Raw genomic sequence first — 16,612 nt, forward strand, 5'->3', positions numbered from 1 at the left:
AATTCAACAAAATGCGATGATAGCAAGCCAAACACATGATGTTGCAGTTCTAACAGATGATATAGCAAAACTTATTGTGCAACATGCAGATGAGAAAGAGTTTAGAGGTAAAAAAGAAGTAAAAAGAAGAGATATAAGCCTAAACTCAAAAATACATAATACACAAAACAATCAATGATTTAGGTATTGACTTTTCACAAGGTTACTATTTTAGTTCACCTAAAAAAGATTTATTCTAAAATAAAATTTAAAATTTATTTAAACAAATTCCTAAAGGTTAAACATTAGTCCAATGTTTTATAAAGTTCTATAACTCTCTCTATCTCTTTTATTGTAGCCTTTCTTCTACAAGATAGATATCCTTTTGTTCCCTCAGTTGTGATTGTTGGATAAACTGTTGCATAAACCCAATAATAGTCTCCATTTTTCGTAGCATTTTTTACATGTCCAGTCCAAACTTTTCCACTTTTTACAGTATCCCACAAACTTTTAAATGCTGCTTTTGGCATATCAGGATGTCTTACTATATTGTGAGGTTGTCCTATTAATTCATTCACATGATAACCAGCAATTTTACAAAAATGATCACTTGCAAATGTAATTATTCCTTTTTCATCTGTTTCACTTACTAAAAAAGCAAATTCATCTAAAATTATCTCTTTTGACATATTTAATCCTCTCTTAGCTTACTTTTTTTGTTTTAGCGTCTTGAACTAAAATTTGAGCCATTTTTAAAGTTTGTTCTGAAATTAAAGACACATTACTTGCTTCAGCAGCATTTTCTTGAGTAGCTTTATCAAGTGTACTTATTGCTCTATTTATTTGTTCGATTCCTTTTAATTGTTCATTTGAAGCTACACTTACATTTTGAATAATTTCTAAAGTTTCAATTATTTGAGAATTTAAATTTTTGTAGCCTTTTATCATCTCATCTGATATCTTTTTACCTTCATCCGTTTTATGAGAAGCTTTTTCAACTAAATCTTTTATTTCTTTAGCAGCTTGTGCACTTCTACTTGCTAAATTTCTTACTTCGCCAGCAACGACTGCAAATCCTTTTCCAGCTTCACCTGCAGTCGCTGCCTCAACTGCTGCGTTAAGTGAAAGAATATTTGTCTGAAAAGCTATATTATCAATTACACTTATTGCTTCATTTATAGCTTTAACTTCAGAATTAATTTCATCCATAGACGAAGCCGTCTTATTTGCTAAATCTTCACCTAAAGTAACTGAATCCCTTACATCTTTGCTTAAGCTTGCCATTTTTAATGCATTTTCTGTATTATTCTTTGTAATACTAGTAATCTCTTCTAATGCTGCTGCTGTTTCTTCTAAAGAAGCAGCTTGCTCATTTGCCCTATGTGCTAGATTATCTACACTTTTACTCATTTGGATCGAAGTACTTTCAAGTAAATTACCATTTTCTAGATTTTGTTTTGCATTAGAATTTAATTCAGTACCAAGTTGATTGATTCTTTCCATTGTAAAAAGCATTCTACCTTTTATAATTGGATCTATTTGTATTTGTTTAGTATAATCTTGTTCAGTATAAAGACCAACTATTTGTCCTAAATCTTCTATATTTTTATTAGTTCTTTCTAACATATTATTTACAATAGTTTTTAAAGTGTGAATCATTGGATTTGTAGTTGTTGCACTTATTCTAGCTGTATAGATACCTTGAGATACTTTATCAAGAGCAATTACAATTTCACCCATAATATGCATATCATCTTTTCTAGTTTTATCAAATTGCTGTACATATTGATTTAATTCTTTTAAAATATACCCTATTTCATCATTTTTAATATATTCAGCAACTCTTATGTAATTAGTTTTAAAAAATACAAATTCCATTAAATTCTGCAAATATTCTTCAAGTCTTGCTATTCCTCCAACAACTCTTTGTATTGATTTATAACTAAGATAAGCAACAAGTATTGCAAAAAATACATTCAATGCAATAATTCCCCAAGTTTTTTTATCACTAAATAAAGCAAAAGCACTAATTGTAATAAAACCAATTTGGCTAATAACCATTATTAAAGTGATTCTATATTTCGTTGAAATATTTATAACCATCCTTTTTCCCTTTTTTTAATAATCTTTAAAATATTCTCCTACAAATTTTTAAAGATTAAAGTAGATAAATAACTTTTCATAGTTTATAATACACATTATTTATTTCATAATGATTTCAAAAAAATAATCCTTTTATTTTTTATTAGATTTAAATATTGAGTTGAGAATTTTAATCTTAAAAAATAGCATCAAAATAGCTATATATCGTAATTAAAAACGTTTTAGTTAGTATAAATAAATTTAAAATTTTTCTCTATGATTTTTATTTCATAGAGAAAATTTATATTTGATTTATTCCTCATCATATTCATATAAAACCGTACTAAGATATCTTTCTCCTGTATCACATAAAATTGTTACTATTGTTTTATCTTTATTTTCAGGACGTTTAGCTATTTGAGAAGCTACATGAACATTTGCACCAGCTGAAATTCCAACTAGTAGTCCTTCTTCTTTTGCTAAATTTCTTGCTGTTTCGATTGCATCTTCATTTGAAACTGTAACGATTTCATCGTATATTTTTGTATTCAATACATCAGGAATAAACCCTGCTCCTATTCCTTGAATTTTATGTGCTCCAGGATTTCCACCACTTAACACTGGTGAGGCTATAGGTTCAACAGCAATAACTTTTATATTTGAGTTATATTGTTTTAGTACTTCTCCAATCCCAGTAATTGAACCTCCTGTTCCAATTGCAGCAACAAGAAAATCAATATTTCCACCAGTATCATTTAATATTTCTTGAGCTGTTGTAACTCTATGAACTGCTGGATTAGCTTTATTTTGAAATTGCTGAGGAATAAATGAGTTATCTATTGTTTTACTCAATTCTAAAGCTTTTTCTACAGCTCCTTTCATACCTTTTTCAGGCTCAGTTAACACAAGCTTAGCACCTAAAGCTTTTAAAAGTCTTCTTCTTTCTAAACTCATTGAACTAGGCATTGTAAGAATTAGTTTTATACCTTTTGCTGCACAAACTGATGCTAGTGCTATTCCAGTATTTCCACTTGTTGGTTCAATAATTGTTGTATTTTTATTTATTAATCCATCGATTAAAGCCTCATTAATCATATTAAAACCAATTCTATCTTTAACAGAATGAGTTGGATTTAAAAATTCACATTTACCCAAAACAGTTGCTCCACTTGAACTTGCATCTTTAAGTTTTACAAGAGGTGTATTTCCTATTAATTCTGTTACATCATTTGCATATTTCATATTTTTTCCTTATTTTAAATTTTAAATCTATTCTAAAGCATTGTTTATGCTTTAAACTTTTTATGAATGGTGAATATATATTTCTTAGTAAAATCAATAAAAATTCTAAATAACAATCCTAAAATAAGAGCTAATCCAAGAATTATATTTAATTCATTCAAATCTATATTTTTAGTTGTTTCAACAAATATCAAAGTAATTAATGAAAATAAAATCAAAAATATTTTATTTAAAATAGTTAAAATCATTATTTATCACCTATATTCCAGCACCATCAATAAAATAGTCATCTAATAGGTCAAAATTAATTTCTTTTTTATTTCGCTTTTTATGAATCTCATCTAAGTTTTCACTACTAACAAGATGTTTTTCTTCAAGTAATTTTTCTAATAATTCAATTCTTTTATTTAAATACTTGAATGCCTCTTTTTCAATATCAGGTAAATCACTATGAATAAATTTTCCTGATTTGTCATACCTTTTAATAACTTTTGCAGGAATTCCAACTGCTGTTGTATAGTCTGGAACATCAGAAATAACAACTGAATTAGCTCCAATTTTAGAACTTCTACCAATTGTAATATTTCCTAAAACTTTTGCTCCACTTCCAATTACACTATTAGCTTTAACTGTTGGATGCCTTTTACCCTTGTTAAGACTAACTCCACCTAATGTTACACCTTGGTAAATTAGTACATCATCTTCAACTATTGTAGTTTCTCCAATTACAACTCCTATTCCGTGGTCAATAAAAACTCTTCTTCCAATAGTTGCTCCTGGATGAATATCAACATTTGTTAAAAATTGACTAATTCCACTATATATTCTTGATAATTTTTTTAAACCTTTTAAATACAATCTATTTGCTATTCGATAATGTATTATCGCCCAAACACCTGGATAATTAAATATAATCTCTAAATTTGATTCAAGTGCTGGATCGTTATATTTTGGAACATTAAAATCTTCTTTTATTTGAGTAAAAAGTCCCAATCTTGAATGTCTACTTTGCATTAAACAAATCCTTTTAATCCTTATTTTAGTACCCAACAATCTACTTTCAAATTTGAGATTAAATTATCTTTATATTTCATCTATTTTAATGGTGAAATATAAAAGTTAAAAAAATAAAATGAGTAGAATCTTTTTAAAATTCTTCTCATTTTATAAAATTATCTAAAATGACTATTTTTAAATTCTTTTATTTTTTCAACCAAGAAATCTATCTCTTCTTTTGTATTATAAAAAGCGATTGATGGTCTAACTGTTGCTTCCACACCAAATCTTCTTAAAATTGGTTGTGCACAATGATGCCCAAATCTTAGAGCAATTCCTTTACTTGTAAGATATTCCCCTACTTTTTGAGTATCAAACCCATCTAAAACAAAAGATAAAACACTTGTTTTTTCTTTTGCTGTTCCTATTAATCGTAATCCTGAAATTTGAGTCATTTTAGAAATTGCATACTCTAACAATTCATGCTCATATCTATAAATATTATCAATTCCAATTTTACTTACATAATCAATTGCAGCACCTAATCCTACTGCATCTGCTATATTTCCTGTTCCAGCTTCAAATTTATTTGGAGCTTCTTGGTAAACAGTTTTTTCAAACGTAACATCAGCTATCATGTTTCCACCACCTTGATATGGATACATTGTTGCTAAAACTTCTTTTTTTCCATAAATTGCACCAATTCCTGTTGGTCCAAAAACTTTATGTCCAGAAAAAACATAAAAATCACAATCAATATCTTGAACATCAACTTTTATATGCGATATTGCTTGGGCTCCATCAATTAAAACTTTAACACCATATCTATGAGCAATTTTTGTAACTTCTTTTATAGGAACTATTGTTCCTAAAGCATTTGAAACATGTGCAACAGAAACAATTTTTGTTCTAGGAGTTATAAGTCTTTCAAACTCACTTAATAAAATTTGACCACTATCATCAACTGGTATAACTTTAATTTTTGCTCCTACTTCAGATGCTAAAAGTTGCCATGGAACAATATTTGCATGATGTTCTAAATTTGAAACTATAATTTCATCATCTTTTTGAATATTAAATTTTCCAAAACTTTGAGATATTAAATTTATAGCTTCTGTAGCACCTCTTACAAAAATAATATCATTTAAAGATGGTGCATTTAAAAACCTTGCAACTTTATCTCTTGCACTTTCATATGCATCTGTTGCACGTGCAGCCAAAGCATGTGCACCTCTATGAACATTTGAATTTTCATGTTCATAAAAATAATTAAGTCTATCAATAACACTCTTTGGTTTTTGAGTAGTTGCTGCATTATCAAGCCAAATTAAAAAATTTTTTCCGTCAACTTTTTCACTCAATATTGGAAAATCTTTTCTTATTGATTCCACATTAAAAATCTCTATAGATCTATTCGATTGTGGAACAATTTGAAAATTAGAGATACTATTTTGATTTTCTAGTAAACTACTATTTACAAAATTATTTTCTACATTATCAAACTCTTTTGTATCAAGTCTATCTTTATAAAATTTTGTTTGTAAAACCTTTTCATAATCAAAGCTATTTTCAATTTTTCCTCTAGTTGGCTGATCAAACTCTGGAAAATAACCATTTGAAAGTATTTCAATTTGATTTTTATAAAACTCTGAATCAAAGTTTGATGAATTATTGTGCGTAATCATAGTAGTTTCCTACATCTACGTCTTCTAATACTGCTATTGCATCTTTTGATAATATAACTGCTGAACAATATAGTGATAATAAATATGAACCAACTCCATTATTATCAATTCCTCTAAATCTTACAGATAAACCTTTTGATTGCTCACCTGGAAGATTATTTTGGAAAAGTCCAACAACACCTTGCTTTTCAAATCCTGTTCTTACTAGTAAAATATTTGTTTTTCCAGATTTTGATTTTGGTTCTTTTAATCCATCTACAAAAAGTTTATTTGTAGGAATTATTGGAATTCCTCTCCAACTTAAAAATGAACTTCCAAATAAATTTATAGTTGCAGGTGGAACTCCTCTTCTAGTACACTCTCTTCCAAACGCTGCAATTGCTTTTGGATGTGCTAAGAAAAATGATGGTTCTTTCCAAACTTTTGAGATTAATTCATCTAAATCATCTGGAGTTGGACTTCCTGTTCTACTTTGAACTCTTTGAGAATCATCAATATTATTTAATAATCCATAATCGTCATTATTAAATAATTCACTCTCTTGTCTCTCTTTTAAACTTTCAATTGCAAGTCTTAATTGCTCTTGAATTTGCTCTGTTGGAGAACTATATAAATCAGATACTTTTGTATTTACATTTATAATTGTTGAAATTGAGTTTAAATTATACTCTCTTGGATTTTGTTCATAATCAACAAAACCTTCTGGAATTTTTGTATGTATTTTTTGAGAACATAAAGTATCAAGAGGAGTATCACCTTCTTTTACCTTATTTAATCTAAAAATACCTGTATCTAGACCTTTCCAATCTAATAATCTTGTAACCCATCTAGGAGTTAGTGAATCGAATACTGGAGATGTTTTTGTAACATCTGCTAAATTATAAGCTGCTTTAGCACTTAAACTTACTACTTTATTTCCTTCTGCCATTTTGTTTCCTTTTTTTTAAATTTAATATCGAGCCATTGTGTAATCTATATCATTTGCCCAAGATGTAATCCCACCTTTTAAGCTGTAAATTTCGCCTGTATAACCTGCATCTTTTAGTTGTCTTATAACTTCAGCACTTAAAAGTCCAATTTTACAAACAACTACAACTTTTCTTGAAGAATCCAATTCATCTTTTCTTCTAACTAATTGTCCAAATGGTATAGCTTTGCTACCATCTATTTTTCCAATTTGTAATTCATGAGGTTGTCTAATATCAACTACTTGAATAGGTCTTTTTTCATTAATTATATTTTTTAAATCAATAGCACTAATCTCTTCAACAACTGTCTTTTCATCTGGTCTTTTTAACCCACAAAACTCTTCATAATCAATAAGTTCAGTAACAGTTGGATGATCACCACAAACGGGACACTCTTTATCTTTTCTTATATTTAACTCTTTAAACTTCATCCTTAAAGCATCAAAAGTTAATAACCTTCCACTTAAAATCTCACCAATTCCAAGAATTAATTTTATTGTTTCATTTGCTTGTATTGTTCCTATAATCCCAGGTAGTACCCCTATAACTCCTCCTTCTGCGCAAGATGGAACCAATCCAACTGGTGGTGGCTCTGGATATAAACATCTGTAACATGGTCCATCGTAGGCATTAAACACACTAACTTGACCTTCAAATCTAAATATTGATCCATAAACAAAAGGTTTATTTAAAAGAACACAAGAATCATTTATTAGATATCTTGTTTGAAAATTATCTGTTCCATCCACAACAATATCAAACTCTTTAATTATTTCAATAGAATTTTTACTTGTTAATTTATCGTTATATGAGACTACTTTTACATGAGGATTAATACCTTTAATTCTATCTGTTGCAGAAGAAATCTTAGGACGTCCTATATCTCTTGTTGTATGAATAATTTGTCTTTGTAAATTTGATTCATCAACAATATCAAAATCAATCAATCCAATTGTTCCAACACCTGCAGCTGCTAAATATAAAATAACAGGTGCACCTAACCCCCCAGTTCCTACAACTAAAACTTTTGAATTTTTTATTTTAAGTTGTCCCTCTAGTCCAACCTCAGGTAAAATTAAATGCCTACTATATCTACTTATCTCTTCTTGAGAAAGCTTGTCTACATTTTCTTGCTTGCCATCTTTTCCCATTAAATACCTCCTGCAATTGATGGTACTAATAAGATTTTGTCATTTTCACTTGTTTTTGTATTTAAATTATCAAGATGTCTAATGTCTTCTTCATTTAAATATATATTTACAAAACTTCTTAATTTTCCATCATTTGTAAATAAATGTGTTTTTAAATCACTATAAGTATCAACTAATGAAGTAATAACTTCTGCTACACTTTCACCTTTTAAATTTATTTCTGATGTTCCATCTGTAAATAATCTTAATGCTGTTGGAATATAAACTATTGCCATTTTTATCCTTCGTATAATACATTTATCAATCAAAGTTTAAAATATTGATTGAAGTTCTATGAAACTCATAGCTCTCACAAAGGCTAATAATAAACAAGTTTTTTTCCTTTTAGGATTTAAATACCTACATATAAAACGTCTTGTGTTAGCTTTATTAAATCATCTATAGGATGCTCGGGAGAAAAATATTTTCTACCTGTTATAACACGAAGCTATGAGATTTTAAACTATCACATTATGGAGGATTATTATGTATTATGTTGGAGTTGATATTGCTAAAGACAAACACTATGTTTGTATTTTAGATGATGCAAAAGAGTTAGCTTGCAAACCTTTTTGGATTTATAGTGATATATTAGGATTAAGAGAACTACTCAAACGATTAGCTGAACTATCATTAGATATGAATGACTTTATTATTGGTATAGAATCAACTGGAGCATTTAGTGAAAATTTCTATAGTTATATTACTGATGCAGATTATAAAGTAATACTTTTAAATTCTTATCAAACTTCTAAGTATAGAGATTTCTCTACTCTTAAAAAGATTAAAAATGATTCAATAGATGCTTATGTTATTGCTGAATTACTTGCTAGTGGTAAATACAAAGCTAGTTATATTAGCAATGAAGATTATCACAATTTAAAAGTTTTAAATCGATTAAAAAAATCATTAGATGATAAAATAAAAACTATTAAAAGAGAGATAACAACTGTTGTTGCTACTGTTAATCCAGAGATTGAAAAAGTATTTCCAAATATCTTTACCAAAACTGCAATAGCGATCATTAAATCTTACCCAACCGCAATGGATATTTCAAAAGCTACGCCAGAAAAGCTAACTAAGATTTTTCGACATATCAAAGGTAATAGCTTTAATCTTGAAAAAGCAAAATATCTTATAGAACTTGCTAAATCTTCTATTTATACAGGTCGTGCAAATGAATCTAGAGCTTTAATGATCAAGACTAATATTAAGATATTAGAGCTTTATATTCAAGAAAGAGATGAAGTTGAAGAACAAATTCAAATTCTTATAGACAATCAACTTGATGATGATTCAAGTAATATTGAAAATCTTAAATCAATTCCTGGAGTATCTAATAAAACTGTTACAGCAATATTAGGAGAATGTGGAGACCTTAGAAGATTTGAATCAGCTAAAGCTTTCATAGGTTTTTTAGGTCTATATCCAACTTTATATCAATCAGGTAAATCTTTATCAACTGGAACTTTAGCTAAAAGAGGAATACCCATAGCTAAACATGCTCTTTATATGGCAGCAGTATCAGCTGTTAGACATAATAACGAACTTCATAAACTTTTTAGAGACAAAGTATCATCTGGTAAATCCAAAAAAGAAGCATTGATAATTATTGCTAAAAAATTAGCATCTATTATCTATTCTCTTTTTAAATATAACCAAGCATATAATCCATATAGAGTACTAATCCAACATAAAAAGTAAACTTGTTAGTTTAACACTTGTGAGAACAATGAGTTTTCATAGAACTTTGACCAAAATGTATTATTATTTTTAAATTTGATCATTTGAACATTTCAAAAAATGCTCAAAAAATCAAACCATAAAGCACGCCTTAAAAAATAGCCTAGTCGTTTAAGCTATTCTTTATAGGATGGTTCGTATATTAAAGACTCTTTAGCTACAGATTCTAAATGTGTTTCTCCCAAATGAGTACTTTTAAATCTATAAATATCATTAGCTAGAATCTTTGCCTCTTCATAATTGTGAGTTACTATTAATAAAGTTACTTTATTTTTTTCACAATATACGTTTATATCATCACACAGTATTCTCGTAGTTTCAGGATCTAAACTAGAGAATGGTTCATCTAGTAATAATACTTCTGGAGAAATTGCCAATGTTCTAGCAAGAGATACTCTTTGTCTTTGACCGCCTGATAACTCAATAATTTTTTTATTTATATGATCTTTTAAACCTAACCAATCAAGTAATTTAATTATTTCTTCTTTTATAATTGGTTTTTTTAATATTTTAAGACCAATAGTTACATTTTGATAGACATTCAACCAAGGATAAAGATAAGCATCTTGAAACATATATCCCATTGTTTTTGAATTATTAAAAATTTCACCAGATTTTGGTTGAATAAGAGGAGCTAATAATTTTAACAATGTAGATTTTCCACAACCACTCTTACCTATTATTGCACTTTTACTGCCTGCATATAATTCAAAATTCAGATTATGAATAATAGGTTCTTTAGAATTTTTATATTGATAATACAGTTCTTTTGAACCTAAAATAACTTGTTTTTCTAACATTTATTTATTCCTATTTAAATTTATATTAGTTCCATTTGAATTTACTGTTTAAACTTTGTAATAAAGAATCTATAGTAAAACCAATTATTCCAATAGCAAGTATTAATGCTGCCAATTTTGAATAATCTAATGTATCTCTTGCATCATTTATTGCATAACCTAAACCTGAAGTTACTCCCAAATATTCTGCTGGAACAATAATAATCCAAGATACACCTAACGCTAATCTTAATCCTGTTATTACATCTTGTGCAATAGCTGGAATAATTGCATATCTTAATTGATCAATTACATTAGCTTTAAAACTTTTAGCAACATATATCCATCCTATATCAATTTTTGTCATACCTTGTGTCAAGTTGAATATAATTGGCCATATTGCTGCCATAACTATTAAAAAAATTATTGCTCCATCCCAACTATCATATATTAATACTGCTATAGGCATCCATGATAATGGAGATATCATTCTTAATATTTGAAATGGTAAATAAAACACATTTTTTATTTTTTCATTAGTAGAATAAATTAATCCTATAGGTATACCAATTAATAAAGCTAAAAACAGAGCACAAAAAATTCTATAAAAACTTGCAAAAATATGATTATAAAATTTTTCCTCAAAAAACAAGTGCCATAATGCTTCTAGTGAATTTATTGGTGCAATTTGCGTATATACATAATTATCATTTAATGTAATACCTATTACTACTAATAATTGCCAAAAAACCAATAAAGTAATAATTCCAAATATGCTATACTTTATATTTGCTCTCATATTAAAAATCAAACTTCTCTTCTCTTGAAAATGTTGAAGGTGTTTTATAAAATTTATTTACAGCATTTGTTACATATCTGTAGTCTATAATCTCATTAACTGCTTTTTTCGGATCTATGTTATCTAAGAATTTTAAATTGCCTTCTACTAATGTATCCTTCATTGCTTCTATTATAAATTCTGTTGCCGTAGGATATGGATATGGATCAAAATCTATTCTATTATTTTTCCATATATCTTTATTTCTATTAGCACCAATTTGTGCATAAACTGGATTATCATAAAAATTCATTGCTCTATCAACAACTTTAAAATCAAATGGTAATAAACCTGATTTTTCATTAGATAATATTTTAGCTGTCTCTACTCTATTTTCAGAAATAAATAGTCCTGCCTTTACAATTGCATTAATAACTTTTTGACTCCATTCTTGCTGCTGATTTAATACATCTTCATGCATAGTTACAACACAACAAGGATGATTTTTCCATATATCACCTGTAAATCTAAGGACTGTTGCATTCGCTTTTAATTCCCCAAATGAATTAAAAGGTTCTGCAACAATATAACCATCAATTTTTTTAGCAACAAGAGCTAAAGGCATTTCAGGTGGTGGTAATATTTGAAGATTTACTTCATTTGGCTTAAGTGGAATTTCTTTATCTTGAATAACTGAAGTTAGACCATTTTCTTTTAACAATTTTTGCAAAATAATATTATGCATAGAATACCAATATGGAACAGCTAAATTTGAACCACCTAAATCTTTTACACTAGTAACATTTTTATGATTTCCAACTACTAAAGCCGAACCATTTGTATGTGCACAAGCAGGAATTTTTACAGGTATATTATTTGCAAATTTCATCCAAATTGGTATTGGTTTAAGTAAGTGTACTACATTAAATTTCTTTGCTGTAAACGCTTCTACTAAAGGAGACCATCCTCTCATTAAAGTTGGTTTATCAGATTTTAAACCTTCTTCTTTAAATAAACCTATTTGATGAGCTATTAGTAATGCATTTGCATCTGTAATAGGTAAATAACCAATTTTTACAGTTTCATCAAAATATTTCTCAGTATCTGCCCTTAAATTCAAACCAGAATGTAAAGCTGCTGTAAGTGATAATAAGGAAGTATTTTTTATAAAACTTCTTCTATCCATTTTTCTTTCCTTTATAATATACACTAAATATATAATATTTAAAGATTTAAAATCTCACCAAAATTTTCAAAACATTTTTTTAAATATCATTCACATTATTTTCATTTATATCTCCTCATCAATTTTTAAAATTGGTGGATTCGATATAACTGTATCTGGATATTTTAAGCCACTTCCAGTATTTAACAACAATACTTTTTCATTATCTTTTATCCAACCATTTTTATATAATTCATCAGCTGCAGCTAACGTTGCAGCACCTTCAGGGCATATAAATAACCCCTCATGTTTTGCAATTAACTCTTGATATTTCAAAATATCTTTATCATCAATAGCTATCGCAGAACCATTTGTCTCATAAATTGCTTCAAGGACTAAAAAATCCCCTATCGCTTTTGGCACGGTAATACCAAATGCAATTGTTTGTGCGTCTTCCCAAAACTCTGACTCTTTTTTATTTTCTTTAAATGCTTTTACTATTGGAGCACAATTCGTTGCTTGAACAGCAACCAATCTTGGTAATTTTCCTTCAATAAAACCTATCTCTTTTAACTCTAATAGTGCTTTATAAATTCCAATTAAACCTACTCCACCACCTGTTGGATACAAAATCACATCAGGGACTTTCCAACCAAACTGTTCAGCAATTTCAAATCCCATAGTTTTTTTGCCTTCAATTCTATAAGGCTCTTTTAGAGTTGATGCATCCATAAATCGATATTTTTTTACTGCTTTTGCTACAATTTTTCCAGCATCACTTATAAGGCCATCAACTAAAAATAATTTTGCACCTGAAATTTGACACTCATTTCTTGTAATTGTTGGAGCATCTTTTGGCATTACAATAAAAGCTTTTATATCAGCTTTAGCTGCATATGTTGCCCAAGCAGCACCTGCATTTCCATTTGTTGGCATTGCAAATGCTTTTACACCTAACTCTTTTGCTCTAGAAATACCTATAGCAGCACCTCTAGATTTAAAACTTCCACCTGGATTAAATCCTTCATCTTTTAAATATAAGTTTTTTAAACCTATACTATTACCTACTTTGTCAATTTTTAATATAGGTGTCATAACTTCACCTAAAGATACGACATTTGAATGTTTTTCTATTGGTAATAGCTCTCTGTATCTCCATAAATTACAACATCTAGTTTTTAAATACTCTTTTTTAAAATCCTCTTTTATAGTATTTAAATCATATCTAACCAACAAAGGGGCTTGGCATGAAGTACACAATTGATTTAATTCTCTATGATTAAATTTTGTTTTACATTTTGGACATTCTAAATGTGTTACATACATACTTTTCCCCTTTTCATTTTGTTTTCATTCCCCATTTAACAACAGTTCTTTTTTCAATATAAGAAAATAATAAATCAGTTAAAATACCTATTAATATTATTGTTAATAATCCAGCAAAAACTAAATTAATATCTAACTGATTCTTTTTTTCATAAATAAACCATCCTATTCCACCATTTCCTGAGCTTACTCCAAAAACTAACTCTGAAGCAATTAGTGTTCTCCATGAAAATGCCCATCCAACTTTTAATCCTGTTAAAATGCTAGGAAAAGCAGCTGGTATAGCAATTTTAAATATATAAGACCAAACAGATAATTCATAGTTTTTAGATAACATTCTTAAAGTATTGCTAACTCCTGTAAATCCACTATAAATATTTATAGATATTGGCCAAACAACAGCATGAACAATTACAAAAATAATGCTTCCATATCCTAATCCAAACCACAATAAAGCCAATGGTAATAAAGCAATAGGTGGCAATGAATTAAAAATAGCTGTTAATAACTCTAAAAAGTAAGTTCCAAATCTTGTTGAAATAGCTAGTATTGTTAAAATGGAAGCTATAAATATTCCTATAAAATATCCTGTCATTTGTACTTTTAATGAAGCTAGTATTCTTTCAGGTAATTCATTACTTTTTAAGACTTCTAGAAAACCACTAATTGTTTCACTAAATGTTGGAAACATTAGACTATTATCAAGTTTTACAGCATAAAATTCCCAAGAAATAATCAAAAGAATTAATATGATAGTTTTAACTATAAATGACTCATATTTTTTTACATCAAATTTATTAAATATTTCAGATATTTTCATTTTATCTCCTAAATAAAATATTCTGGAATATTTTTATACATAATGCTAGAGATTTCTTCTTTTGTCGTAAAAGAATTCACAGTTATCTCTTTTTTAATTTGTCCACCATTTGAAGACAAAATAATTATTTTAGTACCTAGTTTAATTGCTTCATCAATAGAATGTGTTACAAAAAGCATTGTAAACTTTGAATCTTCCCAAAGTGACAATAAATCATCTTGCATTTTTTTTCTTGTTATTGCATCTAGTGAAGCAAAAGGTTCATCCATTAATATCATTTTTGATCCTAATGCTAAGCATCTAGCTATTGCTACTCTCATTTTCATTCCACCAGAAAGTTGATGTGGATAACTATTTTCAAATGCACTTAAATTAACTTTTTTTAAAAATACTCTTGCAAGATCTTCTGCATCATTTTTTTTAAATTTTTTTGTAACAGTTATTGCAAAAACAACATTTTGTAGAACTGTTTTCCAAGCCAATAATTGATCAAATTCTTGGAAAACAAATGCTCTATCAATTGATGGTTTTGTAATCTCTTCACCTTCTAAAACTATCTTCCCATTAGCTGGTTTTATAAAACCACCAACTGCTTTCAATATAGTTGATTTCCCACAACCTGAAGGCCCTAACAAAACTAATCTTTCATACTCTTTTGCTCTAAAACTAATATTTTTAACAGGTGTAAATTTATTTTTATTTACAATATATTCTAAAGACAAATTTTTTATATCTAGAAATGAATTTTTATTTTCATTTAATTGAATCAAAAAATAACTCCTCCCAACTTGTTGGCTTTTTCTTAATTGCACCTACATCATAGAGAAAATCAGAAAATTGAGTTATATTCTCTTTTGGTTTTGTGTTAAAAGTTATTGAGTTTTTTAATACCTTTGATATTAATTCTGGTGATTCATCAGATTTATAAGAAGCTAAATAAAGTTTTACAGCTTCATCATGATTATTAACTATCCAATTATTTGCTTCATCTAAGGCTTTTACAACAGCTTTAGATAACTTTGGATTTTCTTTATAAAAATTTTCTGTTGCCCAAATTAGATTTGTCGTATGAGCACTACCCAAAAGTGTGAAAGAATCAAAAACTTTATGAATGTTTGGTTTTTCTAATTCTAATGTAGGATATGGGTCTAAACTAATGTGTCCTGTAACTGGTGAATTACCACTAGTGATTGCAGCATAAGCATCTGGATTTTTTAATGAAACAGTCAAATTATCAAATTTATCATAAGATTTAATTCCGAACTCTTTTGCTGCTGCTATTTGCAGTAAAAGTGACTGAACAGATACTTTTACAGATGGAACTGCAATTTTATCTTTTTCAGTTAAATCTTTTAGACTTTTAACATTTGGATTATTTGACACAAAAACAATTGGAGATTCATTTAATGCTGCTAATGCTTTTACTTTTCCTTCTGTTTTATCCCAAAGTCTAATAAATGGTCCATTTCCACCACCAACTATATGAGCATTTCCTGATAATAAAGCATCATTTGCTATTGAACCTCCACCAAATGTTGCCCAATTTACTTTAATATCGCCTAAACCATGTTCCTTAGCATACTTCTCTATTAATTTTTGTTCTTCCAAAACAATTAATGATAAATATGATATACCATATTGCTTACTTACTACAATTTCTTTAACTTCTGCCAACAAAGTTGAAGTAATTAGTAATGAACTTAAAACTATTATTTTTTTTAAATTTTTTATCATTTTTTTATCCTTTATTTTTATTTCTTATCAGCTTTTTTAGTATCAAACTTTCCTTTAACTAAAACTGCTAACTCCTCTAGTTTCAATAAATATCTACTCTATAAATTAATATACATTAAATGTAT

At 28.1% G+C, this 16,612-nt stretch carries 16 protein-coding genes and 2 pseudogenes; 2 read left to right on the plus strand and 16 right to left on the minus strand.

The genetic code is table 11. The features are described from left to right. Positions 1–4: 4 nt before the first annotated feature. A pseudogene (locus ACBT_RS01125) lies at positions 5–151 on the plus strand (methyl-accepting chemotaxis protein); the annotation flags it as partial. 133 nt (positions 152–284) lie between these two features. Here the strand turns inward: ACBT_RS01125 and ACBT_RS01130 are convergent. The 9 genes and pseudogenes from ACBT_RS01130 to ACBT_RS01170 form a co-directional block, all read right to left on the minus strand. Then, complete coding sequence (locus tag ACBT_RS01130; RefSeq protein WP_024776224.1) at positions 285–668, minus strand: PAS domain-containing protein; 384 nt, start codon at positions 666–668, stop codon at positions 285–287. A gap of 13 nt (positions 669–681) precedes the next feature. After that, positions 682–1,290, minus strand: a pseudogene (locus ACBT_RS11900) (methyl-accepting chemotaxis protein); the annotation flags it as partial. A gap of 1,083 nt (positions 1,291–2,373) precedes the next feature. Beyond that, positions 2,374–3,303, minus strand: a complete 930-nt coding sequence (gene cysK, locus ACBT_RS01140; protein WP_024776226.1) for a cysteine synthase A — start codon at positions 3,301–3,303, stop codon at positions 2,374–2,376. Positions 3,304–3,347: 44 nt separating this feature from the next. Beyond that, entirely contained in the window at positions 3,348–3,551 is a 204-nt protein-coding gene (locus ACBT_RS01145; protein ID WP_024776227.1) for a hypothetical protein, read from the minus strand. 10 nt (positions 3,552–3,561) lie between these two features. After that, positions 3,562–4,317 (minus strand): serine O-acetyltransferase, encoded by a 756-nt coding sequence (cysE, locus tag ACBT_RS01150; RefSeq protein ID WP_051429974.1) that lies wholly within the window; start codon positions 4,315–4,317, stop codon positions 3,562–3,564. Positions 4,318–4,475: 158 nt separating this feature from the next. After that, positions 4,476–5,984: a family 2A encapsulin nanocompartment cargo protein cysteine desulfurase gene (locus ACBT_RS01155; RefSeq protein ID WP_024776229.1), complete on the minus strand. Its 1,509-nt coding sequence runs from the start codon at positions 5,982–5,984 to the stop codon at positions 4,476–4,478. Next, positions 5,968–6,912: a family 2A encapsulin nanocompartment shell protein gene (locus tag ACBT_RS01160; protein WP_024776230.1), complete on the minus strand. Its 945-nt coding sequence runs from the start codon at positions 6,910–6,912 to the stop codon at positions 5,968–5,970. Before ACBT_RS01160 ends, ACBT_RS01155 begins: the two co-directional genes overlap by 17 nt. 21 nt (positions 6,913–6,933) lie before the next feature. Continuing rightward, a complete protein-coding gene (gene moeB / locus ACBT_RS01165) occupies positions 6,934–8,103 on the minus strand; it encodes a molybdopterin-synthase adenylyltransferase MoeB (protein ID WP_024776231.1) in 1,170 nt (389 codons plus the stop codon). Further along, a complete protein-coding gene (locus tag ACBT_RS01170; protein WP_024776232.1) occupies positions 8,103–8,378 on the minus strand; it encodes a MoaD/ThiS family protein in 276 nt (91 codons plus the stop codon). The genes moeB and ACBT_RS01170 overlap by 1 nt, the downstream gene beginning before the upstream one ends. Before the next feature lie 250 nt (positions 8,379–8,628). Here ACBT_RS01170 and ACBT_RS01175 point away from each other — a divergent pair, with 250 nt between their 5' ends. After that, complete coding sequence (locus ACBT_RS01175) at positions 8,629–9,846, plus strand: IS110 family RNA-guided transposase (RefSeq protein ID WP_024774266.1); 1,218 nt, start codon at positions 8,629–8,631, stop codon at positions 9,844–9,846. Between the two features lie 155 nt (positions 9,847–10,001). Here ACBT_RS01175 and ACBT_RS01180 read toward each other — a convergent pair whose 3' ends face one another. The 7 genes from ACBT_RS01180 to ACBT_RS01210 form a co-directional block, all read right to left on the minus strand. After that, positions 10,002–10,685 (minus strand): ABC transporter ATP-binding protein, encoded by a 684-nt coding sequence (locus ACBT_RS01180; protein ID WP_024776233.1) that lies wholly within the window; start codon positions 10,683–10,685, stop codon positions 10,002–10,004. Positions 10,686–10,710: 25 nt separating this feature from the next. Next, positions 10,711–11,475, minus strand: coding sequence for an ABC transporter permease (locus ACBT_RS01185; protein ID WP_024776234.1), 765 nt, complete (start codon positions 11,473–11,475; stop codon positions 10,711–10,713). Continuing rightward, the gene (locus ACBT_RS01190; protein WP_024776235.1) at positions 11,465–12,628 is read right to left on the minus strand and encodes an ABC transporter substrate-binding protein; all 1,164 of its coding nucleotides are present in this window, start codon (positions 12,626–12,628) and stop codon (positions 11,465–11,467) included. The genes ACBT_RS01185 and ACBT_RS01190 overlap by 11 nt, the downstream gene beginning before the upstream one ends. Positions 12,629–12,733: 105 nt before the next feature. Next, positions 12,734–13,933, minus strand: a complete 1,200-nt coding sequence (locus ACBT_RS01195; protein ID WP_024776236.1) for a threonine synthase — start codon at positions 13,931–13,933, stop codon at positions 12,734–12,736. A 13-nt stretch (positions 13,934–13,946) separates the two neighbouring features. Next, a complete protein-coding gene (locus ACBT_RS01200; protein ID WP_024776237.1) occupies positions 13,947–14,753 on the minus strand; it encodes an ABC transporter permease in 807 nt (268 codons plus the stop codon). Positions 14,754–14,761: 8 nt separating this feature from the next. Next, positions 14,762–15,523: an ABC transporter ATP-binding protein gene (locus tag ACBT_RS01205; protein WP_034218877.1), complete on the minus strand. Its 762-nt coding sequence runs from the start codon at positions 15,521–15,523 to the stop codon at positions 14,762–14,764. Then, positions 15,507–16,487, minus strand: a complete 981-nt coding sequence (locus ACBT_RS01210) for an ABC transporter substrate-binding protein (protein WP_024776239.1) — start codon at positions 16,485–16,487, stop codon at positions 15,507–15,509. The genes ACBT_RS01205 and ACBT_RS01210 overlap by 17 nt, the downstream gene beginning before the upstream one ends. Positions 16,488–16,612 lie beyond the last annotated feature (125 nt).

This window comes from Aliarcobacter cibarius (assembly GCF_013372265.1).
Taxonomy (GTDB): domain Bacteria; phylum Campylobacterota; class Campylobacteria; order Campylobacterales; family Arcobacteraceae; genus Aliarcobacter; species Aliarcobacter cibarius.

Coding starts and splice junctions, on each gene's coding strand:
- ACBT_RS01180 (WP_024776233.1), bottom strand. CDS start 10,685: ATGTTAGAAAAACAAGTTATTTTAGGTTCAAAAGAACTGTATTATCAA.
- ACBT_RS01175 (WP_024774266.1), top strand. CDS start 8,629: ATGTATTATGTTGGAGTTGATATTGCTAAAGACAAACACTATGTTTGT.
- ACBT_RS01160 (WP_024776230.1), bottom strand. CDS start 6,912: ATGGCAGAAGGAAATAAAGTAGTAAGTTTAAGTGCTAAAGCAGCTTAT.
- cysK (WP_024776226.1), bottom strand. CDS start 3,303: ATGAAATATGCAAATGATGTAACAGAATTAATAGGAAATACACCTCTT.
- ACBT_RS01195 (WP_024776236.1), bottom strand. CDS start 13,933: ATGTATGTAACACATTTAGAATGTCCAAAATGTAAAACAAAATTTAAT.
- ACBT_RS01190 (WP_024776235.1), bottom strand. CDS start 12,628: ATGGATAGAAGAAGTTTTATAAAAAATACTTCCTTATTATCACTTACA.
- moeB (WP_024776231.1), bottom strand. CDS start 8,103: ATGGGAAAAGATGGCAAGCAAGAAAATGTAGACAAGCTTTCTCAAGAA.
- ACBT_RS01155 (WP_024776229.1), bottom strand. CDS start 5,984: ATGATTACGCACAATAATTCATCAAACTTTGATTCAGAGTTTTATAAA.
- cysE (WP_051429974.1), bottom strand. CDS start 4,317: ATGCAAAGTAGACATTCAAGATTGGGACTTTTTACTCAAATAAAAGAA.
- ACBT_RS01170 (WP_024776232.1), bottom strand. CDS start 8,378: ATGGCAATAGTTTATATTCCAACAGCATTAAGATTATTTACAGATGGA.
- ACBT_RS01130 (WP_024776224.1), bottom strand. CDS start 668: ATGTCAAAAGAGATAATTTTAGATGAATTTGCTTTTTTAGTAAGTGAA.
- ACBT_RS01210 (WP_024776239.1), bottom strand. CDS start 16,487: ATGATAAAAAATTTAAAAAAAATAATAGTTTTAAGTTCATTACTAATT.
- ACBT_RS01145 (WP_024776227.1), bottom strand. CDS start 3,551: ATGATTTTAACTATTTTAAATAAAATATTTTTGATTTTATTTTCATTA.
- ACBT_RS01200 (WP_024776237.1), bottom strand. CDS start 14,753: ATGAAAATATCTGAAATATTTAATAAATTTGATGTAAAAAAATATGAG.